Genomic DNA, 24,380 nt, shown 5'->3' on the forward strand with positions numbered 1-24,380 from the left:
GGCGGTCGGTGGGCAGGGCGAGCTGCGGGGGCAGGCCCGCCAGGGTCTCGCGCCAGAAGTCGAGTTGCCGGTGTCCGAGGCTGCCGGGATCGGCGGCGTCACCGAGCAGTTCGTGCTGCCACAGGCTGTAGTCGGCGTACTGCACGGCCAGCGGTTCCCAGCCGGGTTCCGCGCCTGCCAGCCGGGCGGTGTAGGCCCGCATGAGATCCGCGATGAGCGGCTGCAGCGAGAGGGCGTCGGCGGCGATGTGGTGCACGACGACGGCCAGCACGTATTCGGCGGTGTCGGCGGACTCGTCGTCCACCACGAACAGACCGATGCGAGAGGGAAGTTCGCGGCTCACGTCGAACCCCGCGGCGGCGAAAGCGGCGATCGTTCCCGGCATCTCGGTCGCGGCGACGGGCACCGGGCTGAGGCTCAGCCCGATGTCGGCCACATCCAGAATGTCTTGGTAGGGCCCGGATTCGGAATCCGGGTAGGTGGTGCGCAGGGACTCGTGGCGGGCCAGCACGTCCATGGCGGCCTGCTCGAGGGCCGCGATATCCAGCTCGCCGCGCAGGCGCAGGACGATGGGCAGGTTGTAGACGCTGCGCTCGCCGTCCTCGGCCTCGATCCGGTTGAGGAACCAGAGACGCTGCTGGGCGGGCGAGAGCGGAATGCGTTCGGGTCGCGGGCGCGCGGCCAGCATGGGGCGCGCGGCATCCGGATTGGTCTCGACGAGCAGGGCGGCCAAGCCCTCGACGGTGGAGGCTTCGAAGAGCACACGCACCGGGACACGGGTACCGAGCTCGGCACCGAGGCGGGCGGTGACGCGGGCGGCGTCGAGGGAGCTGCCGCCGAGGGCGAAGAAGTCGTCGTCCAGGCCGACCCGATCGGCACCCAGGACCTCGGCGAAGACCTCCGCCACCAGCCGCTGTGCGGCGTCGACCGGGGTGCGGAAGTCCTTGGCGCGCAGTTCCGGAACGGGCAGCGCCTTGCGGTCGAGCTTGCCGCTGGAGTTCAGCGGGAGCTCGGGGAGGGCCACGAGGGCGGTGGGCATCATGTAGGCCGGGAGGACGCGGGCCGCTTGCTCGCGTAGGGCGTCCAGGTCGATATCGGTGTTCGGCTTCGCGACCACATATCCGGCCAGGTACTCACCGGCGTCGCCTTTGACCAGCTGGACCGCCGCCTGAGCGACGTCCCCGGCCAGCAGCAGTGCACTCTCGATCTCGGCCAGCTCGATGCGCTGACCGCGGAACTTGATCTGGAAGTCCAGCCGCTCCAGGTAGACCAGCTCGCCGTCCTCGGTCCACTTGACCAGGTCGCCGGTGCGGTACATGCGCTCGCCGGGCCGCCCGAAGGGGTTGGCCACGAAGCGGTCCGAGGTCAGGTCGACCCGGCCGTGGTAGCCGCGCGCCAGCTGGGTCCCGGCCAGGTACAGCTCGCCGGGCACGCCGATGGCGACCGGGTGCAGGCGCGAATCCAGCACGAAGACCTGGGAATTCCACTCCGGCTCGCCGATCGGCACGGTGAGGCTGTCGGAGCGGTGCGCCTCGCGGAAGGTGATGGACACCGCGGCCTCGGTGGGGCCGTACAGGTTGTGTACCCCGGCGTCACTGACCGCCCAGAAGGCGGTGACCGTCTCCGGCGGCAGGGCCTCGCCGATGACGAAAACCTCGCGCAGCGAATCGAGTTCGCCCGGCTCGGCGTGCGCGGCGAACACCGCGAGCATGGAGGGCACGAAGTCGGTCAGCGTGACCCGGTGCCGGGCAATGGTTTCGGCGATGTACCGCGGATCGCGGTGCCCGTCGGGGGCGGCGACGACCAGGGTCGCGCCCGCGCGCAGCGGCAGGAAGTAGCCCCACAGCGAGACGTCGAAGGTGGTGGCGGTCTTCTGCAGGTAGACGTCCTGGTGGCGCACACCGTATTCGGCCTGCATCCAGGCCAGCTGATTGGCGATGGCGCGGTGGGTCACCGCCACGCCCTTGGGCTTGCCGGTGGAGCCGGAGGTGAACAGCACGTAGGCGGGGTGCTCGGAGTGCAACACGCCGAGCCGCTCGCGGTCGCCGATCTTGCCGCCGGAATAACCGTCGAGGTCCAGTTCGTCGAGGTGATGCATTGGCACGTCGACGGTTTCGGGCAGTGTGAAGCCGTCGCGGCGAGTGGTCAGCACCGAGTGCGGCCCGGCGGTGGTGAGAATGTGGCCGATGCGCTCGGCCGGATGGGCCGGGTCCACCGGCACGTACGCGCCACCGGCGCGCAGCACGGCGTACATGGCGACGACCAGTTCGACCGAGCGCGACATGGCCAGCACGACAAGCGATTCCGGCCCGACACCCTGCGCGATCAGGAAGCGGGCCATGCGGTTCGCGCGCTCGGAGAACTCGGCATAGGTGAGCTCGGTGTCACCGAAGACGAGGGCGCGGGCATTCGGGGTGCGGGCCGCCTGCGCGTCGAATCCCTGGTGCAGGAACATATCCGGGACACGGGCACCAGTGGCATTCCAGCTCGAGGTGACGTAGTCGTATTCCCCGGCGTCGAGCAGTTCGATATCGCCGACCGGGACCGCGGCGTCCACGGTGGCGGCGGTGAGCAGGCGGGTGAACTTTGCCGCGAACTCGCGCACCGTGTGCTCGTCGAAAAGGTCGGTGGCGTAGGTGTATTCGACGCGGTACGCGTCGCCGTCGCCGACCACGGTCAGCTGCAGGTCGAACTTGGCGATGCCCGGATCGAAGGCCAGCTGCTCGGCGCTCAGCCCGGGCAGCGAGGCGCTGAGCCCGCCCAGGTTCTGCATGAACAGCGCCACCTGGAACAGCGGGTGGCGGTTGCGGGCGCGGGCCGGGTTGAGCACCTCGACCAGCCGCTCGAAGGGCACGTCGCGGTGGGCGAAGGCGCGCAGATCCCGTTCGCGCACATGGGAGATCAGCTCGGCGAAGGTGTCGCCGCCCCGCACCCGGGTGCGCAGCACCAGGGTGTTGACGAACATGCCGACCAGCTCGTCCAGCGCCTGGTCGCCCCGCCCGGCGGCCGGGGTGCCGATGGCGATGTCGGCGGTGCCGGACAGCCGGGCCAGCACGGCGGCCAGCGCGGCGTGCAGCACCATGAACGGGGTGGCGCGGTGCTCGGCGGCCAGCCGGTCGACCGCGGCGCGCAGGTCGGCGTCCAGGACGGTCTCGAAGGTCGCGCCCCGGCCGCTGGAGACGGCCGGGCGCGGACGGTCGGCGGGCAGATCCAGTTGCGCGGGCAGCTCCGCGAGTTCGCCGGCCCAGAAGGCGATCTGACGCGCCGACACCGACTCGGGATCGGCCTCGTCGCCCATCCAGGCGCGCTGCCACAGCGCGTAGTCGGCATACTGGACGGCCAGCGGCTCGTACTGCGGGCGCTGGCCGGACTGCCGCGCCAGATACGCCATGACCAGGTCGCGCACCAGCGGTCCGATGGAGGCGCCGTCGGCGGCGATGTGATGGGCCACCACCACCAGCGTGTGATCGCCGGGGCCGGAGCGCAGCAGGCGAGCGCGCAGCGGCACCTCGGCGGTGACGTCGAATCCCTGTGCGGCCAAGGTGAGTACGGTCGCGGTCAGCTGATCCTCGGGCACCTCGCGCGGGGTGAGGTCCACCGCCGCGGCGGGCAGCACCACCTGGGCGGGGCCCTGCTCGGTGGCCGGGTAGTAGGTGCGCAGCGATTCGTGGCGCTCGATCACGTCGGCGAAGGCCGCGGCCAGGGCGTCGGTGTCGAGTTCGCCCCGCAGGCGCAGCGCGAAGGGCATGTTGTCCACGGCCGACGGGTCGAATTCGTCGGTGGCCGGGTCGTATTCGCTGCGCGCGTAGTGGTTGAGGAACCACATGCGCTGCTGGGCGGGCGAGAGCGGAATGTGCTCCGGGCGCGGACCCGCGACCAGCGGCGGCCGGGCGGCCGGACCGGCCGCGTCCTGCAACGCCGCCAGCGCGGAAACCGTTGGCCGCTCGAAGAAGTCGCGCACATCCACGGTGACGCCCAGCGTCTCCCGGATCCGCGCGATGGCCCGGGTGGCGATGAGCGAGTTGCCGCCGATGACGAAGAAGTCGTCGTCCGCGCCGACCACCGCGAGATCGAGCAGGTCGGCGAAGATGGCGGCGACCGCCTCCTCGGCGGGCGTCTCGGGCGCGCGATAGGTGGTCGTGGCATCGGCGAACACCGGTTCGGGCAGGGCGCGCCGATCCACCTTGCCGTTCACATTGAGCGGCAGTTCGGCCATGGGCACCAGCACGGTGGGGACCATGTACTCCGGCACGTGCGTGCGCACGACGGAAAGCACGTCGGCGGTGTCGATTTCGTGCCCCTCGGCGGCGGTCACGTAGCCGACCAGCGCCTGCTCACCGTTCGGGCGGGTGTGCATGACCACGACGGACAGCGCGACCGCGCGGTGGCGGCGCAGCGCCGACTCCACCTCGCCGAGTTCGATGCGCAGGCCGCGCATCTTCACCTGGAAGTCGCTGCGGCCCACGTATTCCAGCTCGTCCGGCCCGCCGTCGATGGATACCCAGCGCACCAGATCGCCGGTGCGGTACATGCGATCGGCCGACGGGCCTTCGGGATTGGCCACGAAGCGTTCGGCGGTGAGCGCGGCGCGACCGAGATAGCCGCGCGCGAGTTGGGGTCCCGCGATGTACAGCTCGCCGACCACACCGGCGGGCACGGGGCGCAGGTCCTCGTCGAGCACCAGCACCTCGACATCGTCGCCGGGGCTGCCGATCGGAATGGAGTCGATATCGGCGGCGGTGACCTCGTGGGCGGTGGCCAGCACGGTGGACTCGGTGGGGCCGTACACGTCGAAGAGCGTCGCGCCGCTGACGCTGCGGAAGTCAGCGGCGATGCTCACGGGCACGGTCTCGCCGCCGGTCAGCAGGTAGCGCAGCGAATCGGGCATGTCCTCCCCGCTGCGCATCACCTCCGCCAGCAGCGCCGCGAGCATCTGGGTCACGAAGAACGTGGTGGTGACCCGGGATTCGCGGATGGTCTCGAGCAGGTAGGCCGGATCCAGATGCCCCTGCGGGGAGGCGACCACCACCCGGGCGCCGGTGTGCAGGGGCCAGAAGATCTCCCACACCGACGCGTCGAAGGTGGTGCTGGTCTTGAACAGCGTGGCGTCGTCCTCGGTCAGCCGGAACTGCCGCTGCTGCCAGCGCAGGAAGGCGATGACCGCGCGATGCGGGATGGCCACGCCCTTGGGGCGGCCGGTGGAACCCGAGGTGAAGATGACGTAGGCCAGGTTGTCCGGCCCGGGCTGCTCCAGTTCGGGATCGTCGGCCGGGGAGAGCACCCGGTTGCCGTCGATGCCGAGTTCCTTGGCGGTGCGCTCGAATTCGTCGATGCGCAGCACCGGGATGTCGAGGCCGAAGTCGGTCTGATCGGCGGTGGTGGTGAGCACCACGGCCGGCTGCGCGACCTCGAGGACGTAGGCGATGCGCTCGGCCGGGTGATCCGGATCGATGGGCACGTACGCGCCGCCCGCCTCGTGGATGGCGAACATGCCGACCAGCAGCTCGAAGCAGCGGCGCGCCGCCAGGCCCACCAGCACGTCGGGGCCGACGCCCAGGCCGCGCAGGTGCCGGGCGAGAACCGTTACCCGGGTGGCGAATTCGGCGTAGGTGAGGGTCTCGCCCTCGAACTCCAGCGCCACCGCGTCGGGGGTGCGCTGGACCTGGTCGCGGAACTGGGTGGTCAGCGTCTCGACCGGGGCCAGCTTCGGGTCCAGCACATCGGAGGCGGCGAGCACGGCGTCGTCGACCAGCGCCTCCAGCGTGGCGGTGAGCCCGCCCTCCTCGTTGAGCAGCCCGGGCAGCTGCCCCGACACCACGACCTGCATGAGCGCCTCGGGTTCCAGCGCGCCGCCCATGGCCTCGCCGAGCATGCCGATCTCGGCGGCGAGGGCCCGGTAGGTGACGGTTTCCCCGGCATACCGTAGGGCGACGCGGTCGGGTTCCAACTCGGCCACCACACCGATCAGGCAAGGTAGGTCGCCCACGCCGTAGGCGCGGCGTAGGGCCGTGACCCGGCCGGTTCGGCTGGTAGCGATCGACTCTGCGTAGTGCATCAGAGGCTTCCTTCCGACGTGCTGTCCGAGCGGAGAACCAGCGCCTGCGCGTCCGCGGTGAGCGTGCTCAGGGTCTGGTGGAGTCCGGCCGCGCCGAGGGCGGCCAGAATGCCGGGCACCAGTCCGGCGAGTGCCACGTTCACCAGGGCCTCCGGCTTCGCGGCGGCGCCCAGGGCACGGGCGGTGACGGCGATCTTCTCGGCGAGATCCCGGTAGGTGACCGTGTGCTCCGCGTGGGTCAGCGCGACCGCGTCCGGCTCGACCGCCGCGGCGGCGGCGATCAGGGTGGACAGGTCGGTCGGCTCCTGTTGCGGGGCAATGGGTTCGGCCTGGGCCGCCCCCGGTCGGCGGCCGCGCTCCTGCGCGGTCCGGATATCGATGGCGCGCACCGGCACTTCGGGGTCGGCGGCGATGGCCTGCAGCACCAGCAGCAGTCGCTGGGCCAGCAGGTGCACCGAATCCTTGCCGAAAATGTCGGTGGCGTAGACGAATCGCATGTCCAGGCTCGTGACCCGGCCGGCGTCGTCGCGCACCTCCAGCGCGGTGAGCTGGAGGTCGAACTTGGCCTCGGTGAACTCGGGCTCGAGCACCTCGACCGCGAGGCCCGGCAGCGACGCCGAGACCGGCGTCATGTTCTGGAAGGCGAAGGCCACCTGGAACAGCGGGTTCGTCGAGGCCGAGCGGGCGCGCCCGGTGGCCGCCAGCACCGCCTCCACCACGCGCTCGAACGGCACGTCGCCGTGGTCGAAGGCGGCCAGATCGCGGTCGCGCACCTGCCGCAGCAGCTCGGTGAAGGCGACCTTGCCGTCGATCTCGGTGCGCAACACCACGGTGTTGACGAACATGCCGATCAGGTCGTCCAGGGCCCGTTCACCGCGACCGGCGACGGGGACGCCGATCGAGATGTCGCGCTGGCCGGACAGTTTCGACAGCAGCACCGCGAAGGCGGCGTGCACGGTGGTGAACAGGGTCACGCCGTGCTCGCGCGCCAATGCGGAGAGCCGCTCGACGGTGTCAGCGTGCACCTCGAAAGTGACAGTGTCGCCGACCATCTCGCGCCGGGCGGGACGCGGGCGATCGGTGGGCAGCGCCAACTGCTCGGGGGCCGAGCGCAATTCGTCCACCCAGAAGCGCAGCTGCCGCGACTGCAGGCTGTCCGGGTCGGTGTCGGAGCCGAGCACCGCGCGCTGCCAGGCGGCGAAGTCGCCGTACTGGATCTCGAGCGGAGCCCAGGCGGGGGCGGCACCGGCCAGGCGAGAGGTGTAGGCCACCACCAGGTCCCGGGTCATGGGCAGCGCCGAGTAGCCGTCGGAGCTGATGTGGTGCAGAACCACCAGCAGGACGTGCTCGGTGGGGGCGAGCTGGAACAGCTGGACCCGGACCGGCGGCGCGATGGTGACATCGAAACCGGCCGTCACGGTTTCCAGCAGTCGGGCCGGAAGGTCGTTCTCGGACACCTGGATCGGGGCCAAGGCACCGTCCAGCTCGCCGAGCTCCAGGACCACCTGGACGGGTTCGCCGTCCACCTCCGGGTAGCGGGTGCGCAGAATCTCGTGGCGCTCCAGCACATCCCGCAGCGCGGCGGTGAGCACGGCCGGGTCCAGTTCGCCGGTGAGCCGGACCGCGGCGGGCACGTTGTACGCGCCCGATTCCGGATGCAGGCGGTTGAGCACCCACATGCGCTGCTGGGCCAGCGACAGCGGGGCCGGGCCGGTCTCGGTGCGCCGGGTCAGCGCGGGCAGCAGCTCGGCGCGGTCGGCGGTGGCGATCCAGGCCGCCAGGCCGCCCGCGGTCGGGGCCTCGAACAGGGCCGAGACCGGCACGCGCACACCGAGATCCGAGCCAAGCCGGGCGGCCAGCCGGGTCGCCATGAGCGAATTGCCGCCCAGGGCGAAGAAATCGGTGTCCAGGCCGATGAGGGTGGACTCGGTCGTGCCGAGGATCTCGGCGAAGCCCGCGGCGACGGTGCGTTCGAGGGCGGTCACCGGCTCGCGGTAGGCCGCGACGGCGAACATCGGCTCGGGGAGGCGGGCGCGGTCGACCTTGCCGTTGGCGTTGAGCGGCAACGCCTCCAGGACGACCAGGGCCGACGGGACCATGTACTTGGGCAGCTCGGCGGCGAGCGCGGCGCGGAGTTCGGCCGAGACCTGGTCGCGTCGCTCATCGCTGATGCCGGGCATCGCGGCGTAGGCGACCAGTCGCGCACCCGCGTCGGTGTGGTGGGCGATCGCCACCGCGGCGGTGACTCCGGCCGCCCGGCGCACGGCCGTCTCCACCTCGCCCAGTTCGATGCGGAAGCCGCCGATCTTGACCTGGAAGTCGGCGCGATCGACGTATTCGAGGGTGCCGTCCTCGCGCCAGCGCACGATATCGCCGGTGCGGTACATGCGGCCGCCCGCGAAGGGATCGGCGACGAAGCGGTCGGCGGTCAGGGCCGGGCGGCCGTGGTAGCCGCGGGCCAGCTGCGCACCCGACAGGTACAGCTCGCCGGGCACGCCGATCGGGACCGGCTGCAGGCGGGCGTCGAGCACGTACACCCGGCTGTTCCAGGCGGGCGCGCCGATGGGCACGGCCTGCCGGTGCCGCTCGCGCACCTCGTAGGAGGTGATCGAGACGGCGGTCTCGGTGGGGCCGTAGAGGTTGAACAGCCTTGCGGTACCGGACTTCTCGTGCTTGTCGAGGAAGTCGGCGGCCGTCGCGGCGGGCAGCGCCTCACCGATGGCCAGCACCGCGCGCACCGACGCGGGCAGCGGGCCGCCCGCGAGCAGCATGCCCAGCAGCGAGGGCACCGGGTGCAGGACCGTGACCGCGTGGGCCTCGATCAGCTCGCGCAGCCGATCCGGATCGCGCTCGTCGCCCGCGGCGGACACCACCAGCGCGCCGCCGGTGGTCAGCGCGGACCAGAACTCCCACACCGACAGGTCGAAGGTGGCGGGGGTCTTGAGCAGCGCGCGGTCGCCCGCACCCAGCTCGAAGGTGGCACGCAGCCAGCGCAGCTGGTTGACGATGGCGGTGTGCGGCACCGCCACGCCCTTGGGCAGGCCGGTCGAGCCGGAGGTGAAGATGGCGTAGGCGGTGTTCGAATCGCGCAGCGGCGCAAGGCGGTCGGCGTCGGATACCGGTGCGGCCGGGTAGTCGCTCAGGTCGAGGGCATCGACCGTGAGCACCGGAACCTCGGCGGTGAACGGCACGCCGTCGGCCGAGGTCGTGAGAATTACTGCCGGTCCCGCGGTTTCGACGATGTATGCGATGCGGTCGGCCGGATGGTCCGGGTCGATCGGCACGTATGCGCCGCCCGCCTTGACCACCGCGTACATGGCCACCACCAGCTCGATGCCGCGGCGCATGGCCAGCACGACGCCGGTCTCCGGGCCGACGCCCGCCTCGATCAGGCGGCGGGCCAGGCGGTTCACCCGGGCGTCGAATTCGGCGTAGGTGAGGGTGGTTTCGCCGTCGATCAGGGCGATCGCGTCCGGAGTCGCCGCGACCTGAATGTCGACCAGATCGGCCAGGGTCGCGGATTCGCTCGGCCGGGCGGTGGCGTTCCAGTCGTGCAGCATGCGCTGCCGCAGGCCGGCGCCCAGCAGGTCGATATCGCCGATCGCCGTTTCCGGCTGTGCCGCGACGGCTTCCAGCAGCCGGGCCAGGGCGGCCAGGATGCGCTGCGCGGTGGCGTCGGTGAACAGGTCGGTGGCGTAGCCCAGGGTGAGGCCCAGCCCGGCGGGCGCGCCGGACTCGGCGTACTCGTCCACCGCGAACAGGTGCAGATCGAATTGCGCCACGTGGGTGTCGAATTCGATCTCGGACACGGTCAGGCCGGGCAGCGCCAGCTCGGCGCGCTCGTGGTTCTGGAAGGACAGGCCCACCTGCATGAGCGGGTGCCGGGCGGTGGAGCGCGCCGGGTTGAGCACCTCCACCAGCCGCTCGAACGGGACGTCGGCGTGCGAGAAGGCCGCGATGTCGGCGGTGCGCACCCGCGCCAGCAGATCGGTGAACGATTCGGCGGCGTCGGTGCGGGTGCGCAGCACCAGGGTGTTGACGAACATGCCGATCACGTCGTCCAGTGCCCGGTCGCCGCGGCCCGCGATCGGGGTGCCGACCGCGATGTCGTCGGTGCCGGACAGCCGCGCCAGCAGGGCGCTGAAGGCGGCGTGCACGACCATGAACAGCGTCGCGCCGTGCGCGCGGCCCAGCTCGGTGAGGCGGGCGTGCAGCCCGGCGTCGAGCGGAAGCCGAATGTAGTTGCCGTGCAGGCTCTGTCGCGCCGGACGCGGATGGTCGGTGGGCAGGTCCAGCTGGTCCGGCAGTCCGGCCAGCGCGGTGCGCCAGTAGCCGAGCTGGGCGGCGGCCACCGATTCGGCGTCGTCCTCGGAGCCGAGCAGGGCGTGCTGCCACAGCGCGTAGTCGGCGTACTGCACGGTCAGCGGCTGCCACGACGGCTCGGCACCGGCCAGTCGCGCGTGGTAGGCCACCATGAGGTCGCGCACCAGCGGGACCACGGACGAGCCATCGGCCGAAATGTGGTGCAGCACACCGGCGAGCACGTACTCGCCGTCGGTGTCCACCAGGTGCAGCAGCTCGACCCGGATCGGAACCTCGGCGGTGACGTCGAAGGTGGTGGTGAGGATCTCGCGGACCCGCACGGGCAGTTCGGCCTCGGTGACCTCGCCGATGCTCAGCACCGAGAAGGCCTGTGCGGCAGGCAGAATCACCTGCGCGGGACCCTGCGGGGTCTCCGGGTATACCGTGCGCAGCGTTTCGTGCCGGTTCAGCACGTCGGCGAACGCCGCCTCCAGGGCCTCGACATTCAGTTCGCCCGACAGCCGCAGGGCGATCGGCACGTTATAAGCCGTGGAGGCGCGGTCGAAGCGGTTGATGAACCACATGCGCTGCTGGGCCGGGGACAGCGGCAGGCGTTCGGGGCGTTCACCCGCGATCAATGCGGGCCGGGCCGCCTCACCGGTGCCCGCGGCGATGCGGGCCGCCAGCGCGGCGACCGTCGGGGCCTCGAACAGCGCGCGCACGCCGACCGTGGTCTCGAAGACCGCGCTCAGGCGGGCCGCGGCCTTGGCCGCGACGAGCGAACTGCCGCCCAGGGCGAAGAAGTCGTCGTCCGCGCCCACCGAGGGCACGCCGAGCAGTTCGGCGAAAACACCCGCGACCAGTTCCTCGGCCGGGGTGGCCGGGCGGCGGTAGGCATTGCCCTCGAAGACCGGCGCGGGCAGCGCGCGGTGGTCGAGTTTGCCGTTGATGGTCAACGGGATTCGGTCCAGCACCACCACGGCGGCGGGGACCATGTGCTCGGGCAGCTCCCGGGCGAGCTCGGCGCGCAGGTCGGCGGTGGACAGCGCGGCGTCGGCCTCCGCGACCACGTAGCCGACCAGGCGGGCCTCGTCCACCGCGGCGTCGTGGCGCACGACGACCGCGGCCTCGCGGACGGACCGGTTCCGCAGCAGCGCGGCCTCGATCTCGCCCGGTTCGACGCGGAAGCCGCGCAGGTTCACCTGCTGGTCGATGCGACCCAGGTATTCGAGCTCACCGTTGGCGGTCCAGCGCGCCAGATCGCCGGTGCGGTAGGCGGATTCGCCGGGAGCGCCGTAGGGATCGGCCACGAAGCGGCCCGCCGTCAGCCCGGCGCGGTGCAGGTAGCCGCGCGCCAATTGCCCGCCGGAGACGTAGATCTCACCGGGGACGCCGACCGGCACCGGGCGCAGGTGCGAATCCAGCACGCGCACGGTCAGACCGGGCAGCGCGCCGCCGATCACGCTGGCCGAGCCGGTCTCCGCGGTGATCGAACGGTAGGAGACGTGCACCGTGGTCTCGGTGATGCCGTACATATTGATGAGAGCCGGGGCCTGCGGGTGGCGGGTGAACCAGTCCGCGAGCCGCCGCGGCTCCAGCGCCTCGCCGCCGAAGATCACATAGCGCAGCGCCAGCTCGGTCGTCGCCTCGGCATCGGCGGTGATCAGCTGATAGAACGCCGACGGGGTCTGGTTGAGCACGGTCGCGCCCGCGGTGGCGAGCAGCTCCCGGAACTGCTGCGGCGAGCGCGAGGTGAAGTAGTCGACCACCACCACGCTGCCGCCGTACAGCAGCGCGCCCCACAGTTCCCAGACCGAGAAGTCGAAGGCGTAGGAGTGGAACATCGTCCACACGTCGGCGGGCCCGAAACCGTAGTGGCCCTGGGCATTATCGAACAGGGCGATCACATTGCGGTGCGGGATCACCACGCCCTTGGGGCGGCCGGTGGAGCCCGAGGTGTAGATGACGTAGGCGGTGTGGGCCGGGCGCAGCGGCGCGCGCCGGTCGCGGTCGGTGACGGGGGCGGCGTCGTAGCCGTCGAGGTCGATGGTGTCGAGATCGAGGACCGGTCCGCCGAACCAGCCCGTCGGGAGACCCGCCGCGCCGCCGGTGATCGCGCAGATCGGGCGGGCGTCGTCGAGCACGTACTCGATGCGGTCGGCCGGGTAGTTCGGGTCGATCGGCAGATACCCACCGCCCGCCTTCACCACCGCGAGCAGGGCCACGGCGAGCGCCTCGGTGCGCGGCAGGGCCACGGCCACCAGGGATTCCGGGCCGACTCCGGTGTCGATCAGGCGGCGCGCCAGCCGGTTGGAGCGGGCGTCGAGCTCGGCGTAGGTGAGGGTGACGTCGCCCGCGCGGACCGCCGGGGCGGCGGGGTCGAGGGCGGCGGCGGTCGCGAAACGTTCTGCCAGCGTGGCGGATTCGGCGATGCCGGGACCGGTGCCGGACCACTCGTAGAGGACCTGGGCGCTCTCCTCGGCGCTCAGCAGCGGGATGTCGCCGACCACGGCGGTGTGGTCGGCGGCCACCGCCGACAGCACGCGGCCGAAGCGGTTCGCCAGAACCTCGATGGTCGCGGCGTCGAAAAGGTCTGCCGCGTAGGTGATCTCGATGTCCAGCCCGCCCGCGTGACCGTCGGCGGCGTAGGTCTCGAGCACGGTGAACTGCAGATCGAACTTGGACACCCCGGCGTCCGGGGCCTCCGGGACGATCCGCAGCTCCGGCAGCTCGACCGTCGGCAAGGCGTAGTTGTGGAAGGTCAGGGCCACCTGGAACAGCGGATGCCGGGCCTGCGAGCGGGCCGGGGCCAGCACCTCCACCAGCCGCTCGAACGGCACCTCCGCATGGGAGAGCGCGGCGATATCGCCCTCGCGCACGCTGTCCAGCACGGTGTCGAAACCGGCGCGCGGATCGATCTCGCTGCGCAGCACCAGCGTATTGACGAACATGCCGACCAGGGCGTCGAGCGCCTGCTCGCCGCGACCCGCGACGGGCGTGCCGATCACGATGTCGGTGCTGCCCGACACCCGCGCCAGCAGCACCGCCAGCGCCGCGTGCACGGTGGTGAACAGGGTGGTGTCGTGGCCGCGCGCCAATTCGCCCAGCCGGCCGTGCACCTCGGCGTCGACGGTCATCCGGTGGGTGCCGCCACGCAGCGAGGCCACCGCGGGACGCGGCCGGTCCGCGGGCAGCTCCAGTTGCTGGGGCAGTCCGGCCAGCCGGTGCCGCCAGAACTCCAGCTGCCGGTGGGCCGCCGAACGCGGATCGGATTCGTCGCCGAGGCGTTCGGCCTGCCACAGCGTGTAGTCGGCGTACTGCACGGGCAGCGGGGCCCAGCCGGGTTCGCGGCCGTCACGCCGGGCCTGGTAGCCGGTCATGAAGTCGGTGGCCAGCGGGCCCAGGGAGAAGCCGTCCGAGCTGATGTGGTGGACCACCAAGACCAGCACGTGCTCGGTGTCGGAGATGCTGAAACACGCGGCGCGCACCGGGATTTCGGTCGTCAGGTCGAAGGGCTGAGCGATCAGGGCGGTCGCCCGGCCGAAGACCTCCTCCTCGTCGACCTCGGCCACCGTCACCGTGATGTCGGCCTCGGTCAGAACCCGCTGCTCCGGACCTTCCGGCCCGTCCGGGTAGATGGTGCGCAGCGTCTCGTGGCGCGAAACCACGTCGCGCAGTGCGGCATTCAGCATCGTCGGATCCAGCGCGCCGGACACCCGCAGGACGAGCGGGATATTGTCCGCCGCCGCGCCGGGGCCCGGGACGCCCTCGTCGGCGTAGTAGCGGTTGAGGAACCAGATACGGCGCTGGGCGTCGGAGAGCGGGATGCGCGCCGGACGCGGACGGGCGATGAGCGGCAGGCGGGTGCCCGCGCCGGAGCGGGCCTCGGCGAGCGCCGCCAGCCCGGCAACTGTTGGGGCGTCGAACAATTCGCGCACCGAGAGCTCGGCGTCCAGGGCCGCGCTCACCCGGGCGATGGCGCGCGCCGCGAGCAGCGAGCTGCCGCCGCGGGCGAAGAAGTCGTCGTTCGCGCCGACCCGATCGACCCCGAGCAGATCCGCGAACACACCCGCGACGACCTCCTGGGCCACCGTCTCGGGGGCGACGTAGACCGCCGTCTCGAAGATCGGGGCGGGCAGTGCGCCGCGGTCGAGCTTGCCGGAGGCGTTGAGCGGGAACGCGTCCAGCACCACCAGCGCGGCCGGGATCATGTAGCCGGGCAGCGCGTTCGCCAGGTTCGCCTTGATCGCGTCGGCGTCGAGCACCGCGCCGGGCTCCCGGACCAGGTACCCGGCCAGCTGGTCACCGGCGTGCGCGTCGGCATGCACCAGCGCGACCGCCTGGGCGACGCCCGGCTGGGCCAGCAGCGCGGCCTCGATCTCGCCGAGCTCGATGCGCAGACCGCGCAGCTTCACCTGGAAGTCGGTGCGGCCCAGGTAGTTCAGCTCGCCGTCCGCGGTCCAGGTGACCAGGTCACCGGTGCGGTACATGCGCCCGCCGGTGCCGAACGGGTCGGCCACGAAGCGATCCGCCGACAGGTCCGGGCGGCCCAGGTAGCCGCGGGCCAGCTGCTCGCCCGCCAGGTAGAGCTCGCCCGCGACGCCCGGCGCGACCGGGTTCAGGCGGGTGTCGAGGACGTAGGCGCGGGTGTTCCAGACCGGCCGCCCGATCGGCACCATCGCCGAATCGGCCTCGGCCACCTCGTGATAGGTGATCTCGACGGCGGTCTCGGTGGGTCCGTACAGGTTGTGCAGCCGCGCGCCGGTCAGCTCGCGCAGCTTCTGCGCGGTCGGCGCGGGCAGCGCCTCGCCGGAGGCGAACACGTGCTTCAGGCCGGTGCACCGCGCCGCGGCCGGTTCGGCCACGAACACGGCCATCATGGACGGCACGAAATGCGCGACCGTCACGCCGCGGTCGGCGATGAGGTCGGCCAGGTACTTCGGATCGCGGTGGCCGTCCGGCGCGGCGAGCAGCAGGCGCGCGCCGGTCTGCAAGGGCCAGAAGAACTCCCACACAGACACGTCGAACGTGGCCGGGGTCTTCTGCAGGACCATATCGTCCGCGGTCAGGCCGTAGCGGGCCTGACCCCACACCAGGCGGTTCACCACGCCGGAGTGCGGCATCGCCACACCCTTCGGGCGGCCGGTCGAACCGGAGGTGAAGATGACGTAGGCGGTATTCGAATCCCGCAGCGGCGCACGGCGATCCGCGTCGGTCAGCGGGGCGCCCGGATAGTCGCTCAGGTCGAGGGTGTCCACTCGGAGGACAGGCAGATCGCTCTCGACGGCGAAATCGTCGCGGGCCGTGGTGAGCACCGCGACCGGCGCGGCCGTGTCCAGCACGTACTCGATGCGCTGACGCGGCTGATCCGGATCGATCGGCACGTACGCGCCGCCGGCGGCCAGCACCGCGTACATGGCCACGACCAGATCGGTGGAGCGCCGGATGGCCAGCGCCACCCGGGATTCCGCGGTCACGCCGGTCTCGACCAGCTTGCGCGCCAGCCGGTGCACCCGGTCGGCGAACTCGCCGTAGGACAGCGTCGTCCCCTCGAATTCCAGGGCGGGAGCTTCGGGGCTGGTCAGCGCCTGCGCCTCGAACAGCGACACCAGGGTCGCCGGGGCGATGTGGTGGGCGGTGTCGTTCCAGGACATGAGCACGCGGGCGCGCTCGTCGCCGATGAGCAGGTCGATCTCGCCGATCAGGCGGTCCGGATTGGCGGTGACGGCCTCGAGCACCACATCCAGTCGCCGGGCGAAGGCGGCGACGGTGGACTCGTCGAAAATATCGGTGGCGTAGGTGAATACCGCGTCCAGCTCACCGGTCGCGCGGTCCTCGACCAACGACAGCTGCAGGTCGAACTTGGCGATGCCGGGATCCAGCTCGAGGCGGGTGGCCGTCAGGCCGTCCAGCTCCAGCGTCGCGGGCGTGGTGTTCTGCAGGTCCAGGGCCACCTGGAACAGCGGGTGGCGGGCCTGCGAGCGCATCGGGTTGAGCACCTCGACCAGCCGCTCGAACGGCACGTCCACATGCGCGAGGGCGCGCAGGTCGGTCTCGCGCACCTGGGTCAGCAGCTCCCGGAAGGACCGGTGCGGCGCCACCTGGGTGCGCAGCACCACGGTGTTGACGAACATGCCGACCAGGTCGTCGAGGACCTGCTCACCGCGGCCGGCGACCACCGAGCCGATCGAAATATCGCCGGTGCCGGACAGTTTCGCGAGCAGCGTGGCGAAGGCCGCGTGCAGCGCCATGAACAGGGTGGCGCGCTCACCCTCGGCGAGTTCGCGCAGGGCCAGCTGCCGATCGGCGGAGATCGCGAACCGGTACTGCGCGCCCCGGCGGGTCGCCACGGCCGGGCGGGGACGGTCGCCGGGCAGATCCAGGGTCTCGGGCTGCCCGGACAGCTCGGCTCGCCAGAAGCGAATCTGATTGGCCAGCAGCGATTCCGGATCTTCCTCGTTACCCAGCAGATCGCGCTGCCACAGCGTGTAGTCGGAGTACTGGACCGGCAGCGGCGTCCATTGCGGGGCCTCGCCGCCGCGGCGGGAAGCGTAGGCCAGCATGAGATCCCGGGTCAGCGGGGCGATGGACCAGCCGTCGGCGGCGATGTGGTGCACGGCCAGCACCAGCACATGGGTCTCGGGTGCGACCCGCAGCAGGGTCAGCCGGGCCGGGGCGTGCTCGTCGACCGCGAAGGGCAGCACCGCCAGGTCGAAGATGCGGGACTGCAGATCCTCGGCGCTCACCTGCTCCGAGGCCAGCACGACACCGGACTCCTCGACCGGCAGCACCAGCTGGCGGCCGACGCCGTCGATGGCCGGGTACACGGTGCGCAGCGTCTCGTGCCGCGCAACCACATCGGTGACGGCCGCGGCCAGCGCCGCCGCGTCGAGCGGACCGTCCAGGCGGATGGCCGCGACCAGGTTGTCGGCGATGGAGCTGTTGTCGAAGCGGTTGAGGAACCACATGCGCTGCTGGGCGTAGGACAGCGGCACTATCTCGGGCCGCTCCCCCGCCACCAGCGGCGTCCGGCCGCCCTGTCCGGCCAATTCGCCCAGGCGCGCGGCCAGTTCGGCGACGCTGGACGCCTCGAACAGCAGGCGAACCGGGACCTGGGTGTCCAGGGCCGCGCCCAGCCGGGCCACCACCTGGGTGGCGACCAGCGAGTTGCCGCCGAGTTCGAAGAAGTCGTCATCCGCGCCGACAGCGGGCGCGGCGGTCCGCACGGCCGTGGTAGCGCCGTGCGGGAGCGGCGCGGCGGCCTCGGCCGGGACCAGACCCAGCACCTCGGCGAAGACCTCGGCCACCAGCAGCTCGATCGGGGTTGCCGGAGCGCGGAATTCGCGGGCGGCGAAGACCGGCGCGGGCAGCGCGCGGTAGTCGAGCTTGCCGTTGACGGTCATCGGGAAGGAATCCATGACCGTGAACGCGGCCGGAATCATGTACGCGGCCAACCGGCCCGCGAGGGCCGTCTTCACCTCGGCCACATCCACCTCGTCCGCGGCGGGCACCAGGTACGCGACCAGCTGGTCACCGCGCGCGGCGTCGGAGTGCATGGTCACCACCGCGGTGCGCACCTGCGTCAGTTCCTCCAGCGCCGCCTCGATCTCGCCGAGTTCGATGCGGAAGCCGCGCAGCTTGACCTGGGTGTCGTTGCGGCCCAGGTATTCCACGTCGCCGTCGGCGGTCCAGCGCACCAGATCACCGGTGCGGTACATGCGTTCACCGGGCGACCACGGGCAGGCCACGAAGCGGGCCGCGGTCAGGGCTGCGCGGTCGCGGTAGCCGCGGGTGACCGGATTGCCCGCCACATACAGTTCGCCGACCGCACCGACCGGCACCGGCCGCAGACGACCGTCGAGAATCCACTCCCGGGCTCCGGGCACCAGGCGTCCCATGGTCACGGGCTTGTCCGCCGACAGCGGTCCGGTGATGTTCACGACCACCGTGGCCTCGGTCGGGCCGTAGGCATTGATGAATTCGCGCCCGGCCTGCGACCAGCGCCGGACCATCTCCGGCGAGAACGCCTCGCCGCCCACCGCGACATGCGCCAGGGTCGGCACGTCCGCCGGATCGATGGTGCTGACGCCCGAGGGCGTCATGAAGACGTGGGTAACCCGCTGCGCCCGAATCACTTCGGCGAGTTCCGTGCCGATGTGCGCACCCGTGGGCGCCACCACCAGGGTGGCCGCCGAACGCAGGGCCAGCAGCAGCTCGCCGATCGAGACGTCGAACGAGGAACTGGTCACGTGCAGCACCCGGGCGTCCGCGGTGCCGGAGAAGCGCTCGTACTCCGCCTCGGCCAGACCGGCCAGACCCGAGTGGGTGACCACCACGCCCTTGGGCAGACCGGTCGAACCGGACGTGTAGATGGAGTACACGACGTTCGCGATCCGCAGCGGGCGCACCCGGTCCGCGTCGGTGATCGGATCGGCGGCGAAATCCGCGCAGGCGCCGGTGAATCCGGTGTCGTCGAGCAGCAGCCAGGGCAGCGTGTCCGGCAGCGCGTCGCGCACGGAGTCCACGGTCATGCCGAGCTTCGCGCCCGCGTCGCGCACGATGTAGGCGATGCGGTCGGCCGGGAAGGCGGGATCGACCGGGACCCAGGCCGCGCCGGTCTTGGCGATGGCCCAGACCGCCACGAGGTATTCCACCGACCGCGGCAGGCTGACAGCCACCATGTCCTCGGTGCCCAGCCCGCGATCGATCAGCAAGCGCGCCAAGCGATTGGACGTTTCGTCCAGTTCTGCGTAGGTGAACTCGGTATCGCCCTCGACGAGTGCGAGGCGATCGGGCGCGGCGGCCACGGCGGCGGCCATGATCTCCGGAAGTGACTGGACGGTCTGTACCGCGCCGCCGGAACGGGTTGTCAGATCGGTGTATTCGTCGGCCGACAGCAGCGGCAGCGCGTCCACGACCACGCTCGGATCGGCGGTGACCGCCTCGAGCAGCCGGGTGAAACGGCGCGCGAAACCCTCGATGGTGGCGGAATCGAACAGATCCACCGCGAATTCGAACTCCGCGTGGATCCCCGCCGGTGCCGGACCTTCCCCGGGACCGGCACCGGCGAAGCTTTCGGTGACCGCGACCGAGAGGTCGAATTTGGTCACTCCGGTATCCAGGGTACCCGTCGTGGCAAGCAATCCGGGCAGTTCGAGGCTGATGTCTCCGGTCGCCGTGAACGACAGCGCCACCTGGAACAGCGGGTGGCGGGCTTGCGAGCGCGGCGGATTCAGCACCTCGACGAGCTGCTCGAAGGGGACGTCGGCGTGCGCGAAGGCGGCCAGATCGGTGTCGCGGACCCGGCGCGCCAACTCGCCGAAGCCGAGCGTGCCGTCGATCTCGGTGCGCAGCGGCAGCGTATTGACGAACATGCCGACCAGATCGTCGAGTTCGCGCGCGCCGCGGCCGCCGACCGGGGTGCCGATCACGATGTCGGGCTGACCGGACAGGCGCGCGAGCAGGATCGCCAGCACGGTGTGCATCAGCATGAAGGTCGAAACGCCCTCGGCCCGAGCCGTTTCCGAAATGCGCGCGTGCAACTCGGCGGGCAGGTCCAGGTCCAGCTTCGCGCCGCGGCCGGTGGCCAGCGCGGGACGCGGGCGATCGGCGGGCAGCTCCAGCAGGTCCGGCGCGCCCGCCAGGGTCTGCCGCCAGAAGTCCAGCTGGCGCGAGAGCAGCGAATCCGGATCCTCGGCCGCGCCGAGCCGATCGCGCTGCCACAGCGTGTAATCGGCGTACTGCACGGGCAGCGGACGCCAGTCCGGGACCCGGCCCTCGGTGCGCGCGAGGTAGGCGGTGATCAGGTCGCGGGCCAGGATCGGGAGCGAGAGCCCGTCGGCGGCGATGTGGTGCAGCACGATGGCCAGGGCGCACTCGGGGACGTCGAGATCGGCGGCATCCACCGAGACCGGACCGCCCAGTCCGCAATCCGAGGCGACCGCACCGGTGACGGTGAACAGCTGTGCACGGAACGGGATCTCGCGTTCCAGGTCGAAGCCCCGGGCCGCGAAGGCGCGCAGGCGGGCGTCCAGCTCGTCGGCATCGGCCTGCTCGCGCTGGACCGGCGCGGCGGCCTCCGCCACGGGCAGCACCCGCTGCACCGCGAAACCCGCTGCGGTCGAGGGGAATACGGTGCGCAGCACCTCGTGCCGGTCCAGCACGTCGGTCAGCGCGGCCGCCATGGCCGCCTCGTCGGCCTCGCCGCGCAGGCGCACCACGAACGGCATGTTGTAGCCGGCGCTGGCGGTGTCGAAGCGGTTGAGGAACCAGATGCGCTGCTGGGCCGGGGACAGCGGCAGCGCCTCCGGGCGCTCGCGGCGCACCAGGGCGACGGCGCTGCCGGCCCGCGCGTCGGCGTCCAGGAACTGGGCGTCGATCTCGGCGGCCAGCTCGGATACCGAGGTGGCGCCGAACATTTCGCGCACGGTCAACCGGCAGCCCAGCTCGGCGTTCAGCCGCGCCGCCACCTGGGTGGCGACCAGGCTGTTGCCGCCCAGGGCGAAGAAGTCATCGGTGCGGCCGACCCGCGCGGCGCCCAGCACCTCGGCGAACACCCGGGCCACGGCCTGCTCGGTGCCGGTTTCCGGGGCCTCGTAGCGGGCCACCGTGCGCACCGGCGCGGGCAGCGCGGCCCGGTCCAGCTTGCCGGAGGCATTGACCGGCAGGGCATCCAGCACCACGTACGCGCTCGGCACCATGTAGCCCGGCAGCGCCCGCGCCGCGGCGGCCTTCAAGCGGGTGGCGTCCAGTTCGGCGGGCGCGACCACGTAGGCCACCAGCTGCTCGTCGCGCACGACCACCACCGCGCGGGACACGCCGTCGACCTCGGCCAGCACGGCCTCGATCTCACCGAGCTCGATGCGCAGGCCGCGCAGCTTCACCTGGAAATCGGTGCGGCCCAGGTATTCCAGCTCGCCGTTGTCGGTCCAGCAGACCAGATCGCCGGTGCGGTACATGAGCGCGCCGCCCGCGTTCCCGGAACCGTTCTCGACCCCGGCGAAGGGATCGGCCACGAAACGCTCGGCCGTCAGGCCCGGTCGCGTCACGTAGCCCCGGGCGAGCTGAACCCCCGACAGATACAGCTCACCCGGGGTACCCACGGGGACCGGCCGCAGACGCGCGTCGAGCACGTACAGCCGGGTATTGAACACCGGTGCGCCGATCGGCACGGAGACGGTGTCCGCGGCCGTCACCTCGTGGAAGGTGACATCGACCGCAGCTTCGGTGGGACCGTAGAGGTTGTGCAGGGCCGCGCCGGTCAGCGCGCGCAGCCGCTGGGCGGTGGCCGCGGGCAGCGCCTCACCGGAGGCGAACACCCGGGTCAGCGAGGAGCGGTCAGCGCCGCTCGACTCCAGCTCGGCCACAAAGGCATCCAGCATGGAAGGCACGAAATGTGCCGTGGTGACGCCGTATTCGGCGATCACCGTGCGCAGGTAGGCCGGATCGCGGTGGCCGTCCGGCTGCGCCAGCACCAGCGCCGCGCCGATCTGCAAGGGCCAGAAGAACTCCCATACCGACACGTCGAAGGTCGCGGGCGTCTTCTGCAGCACCACGTCGGCGGCGGTCAGGCCGTAGGTGCGCTGCATCCACTCCAGGCGGTTGACGATCGCCGCGTGGGTCACCGCCACGCCCTTGGGGCGGCCGGTGGAACCCGAGGTGAAGATGACGTAGGCGGTATTGGCCGGGCGCAGCGGGGCCGAGCGCTCGGCGTCGGTCACCGGTGCGGACGGGTACGCGGCCAGCGCGTCGCCGCCCAGCTCGTCCAGATGCAGTGCGGGGATATCGGTTTCGACGCGGGCGCCCGAGGTGGTCAGCAGCAGCGCGGGCGAGGCGGTCTTCAGGATGTGCGCGATGCGCTCGGCCGGATGATCCGGATCCAGCGGCACGTACGCCGCGCCCGCGGCCTGCACCGCGTACATGGCCACCACCAGCTCCGGCGACCGGCGCAGGTGCAGGGCCACCAGCGACTCCGGACCGACGCCCTGCGAGATCAGATGGCGGGCAAGGCGATTCACCCGCTCCGCGAACGCGCCGTAGCTGAGGTCGCGGCCCGGCTCACCGGCGAACCGGACGGCCGGGGCCGACGGCGTGCGCGCCGCGCGCGCCTCGAACATCGATACCAGCGTGGCCTCGGGGTCCAGCGGGAAGGCGGTGTCGTTCCACAGCCGCAGCACCACATCGCGTTCCAGCTCGGTGCACACGTCCACGCCCGCGATCGGCGCGTCGGCGTCCAGGCCGACCAGCCGCTCCAGGAAGTTCACGAACCGCCGGTGGTGCCGGATGGTCTCGGCGCTGGAGTACAGATTCGGGTTCACCTCGAGATCGAGCTGAATACGGTCGTTCTCGCCGTAGAAGAGGTTGAGGCTCATGTCCTCCACCGGGCTCGAGGACAGCAGGTGCACGCGCGCCTTGATATCGCCGAACTCCAGGTGGGGGTGGAACAGCATGATGTTGACCATCGGGCCGAACAGGCCGCGGGAGCCGGGACTGCCCTGCTGCGCGGCATCGCGGTGGATGTCCTCGTGCCGGTAGCGCTGGTGGCGCAGCGCGCCCGCGATCTCCACCCGCGCCGACTTCAGCAGTTCGCCCCAGGTGGTGTCCTCGCGCACCGGAATCCGCAGCGGCACGATATTGGACAGCATGCCCGTCGAGCGCCGCATGACCGCGGTGGTGCGCGCGGTCACCGGCAGGCTCAGCACCGCCTCGTCCTTGCCGGTCAACCGGGCCATGTAGGCCGCGAAGGCCGCCACGACCACGCCGGGCAGGCCCGAATCATGCTGCGCGCCAACTTCTTCGATGCGCCGCTGCAGCGCCTCGGACAGCGGGGCCTCGTAGTGCATATTGCCCGCGCGGGGCGGGGCCGTGCGGCCCTTGAGGGTGGTGCTGCCCTCCAGCCCGGCGGTGCGCTCGGCCCAGTGCGCGCGGTCGATCTGGAACCGGCTGCTCTCGCGGTAGGCGAACTCGGACTCGACCAGTTCGCGCAGCGTGCCGACCTTGACCGTCTCCGGCTCCAGGCCATGCCGCAGCGCGGTGTAGCGGCGGGCCGACCACTGCATGGTGTTCATGGCCGCGTAGCCGTCGCCGACGATGTGGTGGCCCACCACGAACCAGAACCAGCGCTGATCGGCGACCCGGATCAGGGTGGGCGCGAAGAGCATCGCGGTGTCGGAGAGCACGTCCACCGGCTTGACCACCTGGGTGCGCATCCATTCGTGCGCCGCCGCAACGGGATCCGCCTCCGAGCGCAGATCCATCAGGGTGGTGTTGTGGCCGGCGGACAGGTCGAGGTACTGGTGCGGCTGCCCGTCGATCTCGGTGAAGCGCAGCTGGGAGGAGCGCCAGATCGGCACGCCGTCCGCGGAGACCCGCAGCAGCAGATCGACATCGAAATCGCCCTCGATGTCGACGTACTGGGCCATGGTCAACGGCACATCCGGATTCAGCAGCTGGGCGTACCAGACTCCGATCTGTGCGGGCCCGAGAGGAAATGGCGCTGAGATATCCGACGGCGGAACTTCACTGGGTCGCAGACCAGTCGAGTCCGTACCTTGCACCAGAGCCTCCCATGTCATGGCGAATTGCTATGTCGACCAACGGTTTCGGGGCATCGCGAAATAGACCTGGGGTGCGCCCGCTGTACGAGGGCGCGCCAGGCCGCGAAAGTTCGCACCGCCCTGGGTGATTCGACGAATGCGCAGGCCGTCATCGCTATGACGCGACCGCGCGTGTGATCCAACTAGTGCTCGAAGCGGCCGGGCCTACTGGCTCGCCGGCCGGGATGCGAGTGCCTCCGGGTCATCGCATCCGCTGGTGTCCTGCTGCCGATCTCCTCCAACTGTCACCTGCATCACATGGATGCCGTTCATGCATGTGGACACTAGGCGTTTACACAATAAAAAGGAACTTTTTCCCGAAAAAAAGTTGGACGAGCGTCTAGTTGGGCGCGGAGCCGACGCGAAGATCGCGATGAATGTGGGTACGACCACATGACAAGGCGGCGGTGTGACAGACCGCACTTTCG

Annotated in this window: 2 protein-coding genes; both read right to left on the reverse strand. The window is 71.2% G+C overall.

All coding sequences use genetic code 11. The features are described from left to right. Positions 1-6,055: amino acid adenylation domain-containing protein (locus ACAM49_RS11360; RefSeq protein WP_369635427.1), on the reverse strand; the 6,055-nt coding region annotated here is incomplete at its 3' end. Further along, positions 6,055-23,931: a non-ribosomal peptide synthase/polyketide synthase gene (locus ACAM49_RS11365; RefSeq protein WP_369635428.1), complete on the reverse strand. Its 17,877-nt coding sequence runs from the start codon at positions 23,929-23,931 to the stop codon at positions 6,055-6,057. The genes ACAM49_RS11365 and ACAM49_RS11360, both read right to left, overlap by 1 nt. Between the last annotated feature and the right edge of the window lie 449 nt (positions 23,932-24,380).

The sequence above is a fragment of the Nocardia sp. JMUB6875 genome, assembly GCF_041154655.1.
Lineage (GTDB): Bacteria > Actinomycetota > Actinomycetes > Mycobacteriales > Mycobacteriaceae > Nocardia.

Coding starts and splice junctions, on each gene's coding strand:
- ACAM49_RS11365 (WP_369635428.1), bottom strand. CDS start 23,931: ATGACATGGGAGGCTCTGGTGCAAGGTACGGACTCGACTGGTCTGCGA.